This window comes from Kitasatospora sp. NPDC059722 (genome assembly GCF_042733235.1).
Lineage (GTDB): Bacteria > Actinomycetota > Actinomycetes > Streptomycetales > Streptomycetaceae > Kitasatospora.
The window spans coordinates 1-1909 of sequence record NZ_JBHWGD010000273.1; the positions used below are offsets into that span (position 1 = coordinate 1).

Consider the following 1909-nt stretch of genomic DNA (forward strand, 5'->3'; position numbering starts at 1 on the left):
CGACCTGCCGGAGGACCGCGGGTGGGACACCGGGGGACTCTACGACCCCACGCCGGGCACCCCCGGCAAGAGCTACGTCCGCCACGGCGGCTTCCTCGACGGCGTCGCCGACTTCGACGCCGAGCTGTTCGGCATCGCCCCCCGCGAGGCCCTCGCCATGGACCCGCAGCAGCGGCTCCTCCTCGAATCCGCCTGGGAGGCCGTCGAGCGCGCCCGCATCGCCCCCGCCGCCCTGCGCGGCAGCGACACCGGCGTGTTCATCGGCGGCGCCGACACCGACTACGGCTCCCTCGCCCGCCGGACCGAGGAGACCGAGGGCCACCTCCTCACCGGCGGAGCCGTCAGCGTCCTCTCCGGCCGCATCGCGTACACCCTCGGCCTGGAGGGCCCGGCCGTCACCGTCGACACCGCGTGCTCCTCCGCCCTCGTCGCCCTCCACCTCGCGGTCCGCGCGCTGCGCGCCGGCGAGTGCTCGATGGCCGTCGCCGGCGGCGTCGCCGTCATGCCGACCACCCGCCTGTTCACCGAGTTCTCCCGCCAGCGCGGACTCGCCCCCGACGGGCGCTGCAAGCCCTTCGCGGACGCCGCGGACGGCACCTCCTGGGCCGAGGGCGTCGGCGTCCTGCTCGTCGAGCGGCTCTCGGACGCCCGGCGCCTGGGCCACGAGGTCCTCGCCGTCGTCCGGGGCACCGCCGTCAACCAGGACGGCGCCAGCAGCCGCCTGACCGCCCCCAACGGCCCCTCGCAGCAGCGCGTCATCCGGGCCGCGCTCGCCAACGCCCGCCTCACCCCCGACCAGGTCGACGCCGTCGAGGCCCACGGCACCGGCACGACGCTCGGCGACCCGATCGAGGCCCAGGCCCTGCTCGCCACCTACGGCCAGGACCGGCCCGCCGACCGGCCGCTCTACCTCGGCGGCGTCAAGTCGAACATCGGCCACGCCCAAGCGGCGGCCGGCGTCGCGGGCGTGATCAAGACGGTCATGGCGCTGCGCGCCGGCGTGCTGCCGGCCACGCTCCACGTCGACGAGCCGTCCTCACACGTGGACTGGACGGCGGGCGCCGTCGAGCTGCTGACGGAGGCCCGCGACTGGCCGCAGACCGGGCGTCCGCGCCGGGCGGGCGTCTCGGCGTTCGGCATCAGCGGGACGAACGCGCACGTGGTCCTGGAGCAGGCGGACGAGGTCGTGGCGGAGGAGGCGGCAGAGGCCGCCCCCGTCCCGGCCGTCGTGCCGTGGGTGCTGAGCGGCCGGACGCCGGAGGCGCTGCGCGCCCAGGCCGCCCGCCTGCGCGACATCGCGGCGGGCCTGCCGGCCGCCGACGTCGCGGTGGCACTGGCCACGAGCCGCTCGATGCTGAACCACCGGGCCGTGGTGGTCGGTTCGGACCGGGACGCGCTGCTGCGCGGGCTCGACGCGCTGGCGGCGGGCTCGGGCAGGGGAGTCGAGGGCGCGGTCGTCGAGGGCGCGGTCCGGGGCGGCGGGATGGCGTTCCTGTTCTCGGGGCAGGGGTCGCAGCGGCTGGGGATGGGGCGGGAGTTGTATGCCCGTTTCCCGGTGTTCGCGTCGGCCTTCGACGAGGTGTGCGCGGAGCTGGATCCGGCCTTGCGCGAGGTGGTGTGGGGGTCCGATGCGGAGCTGTTGAACCGGACGGAGTATGCCCAGGCTGCGCTGTTCGCGGTCGAGGTGGCGCTGTACCGTCTGGTGGAATCCCTTGGTGTGCGGCCGGAGTTCGTGGCCGGTCATTCGATCGGTGAGGTCGCTGCGGCGCATGTGGCCGGGGTGTTCTCGCTGGCCGACGCGTGTGCGCTGGTGAGTGCCCGTGGCCGTCTGATGCAGGCGCTGCCCGCCGGTGGCGCGATGCTGGCGGTGCAGGCGACGGAGGACGAAGTCCTGCCGCTGCTCGGTGAG

1 protein-coding gene is annotated in these 1909 nt (G+C 75.6%); it reads left to right on the forward strand.

Going from position 1 to position 1909, the window contains the following annotated elements:
• Positions 1-1909: type I polyketide synthase (locus tag ACFV4F_RS43215; protein ID WP_380511515.1), on the forward strand; the 1909-nt coding region annotated here is incomplete at both ends.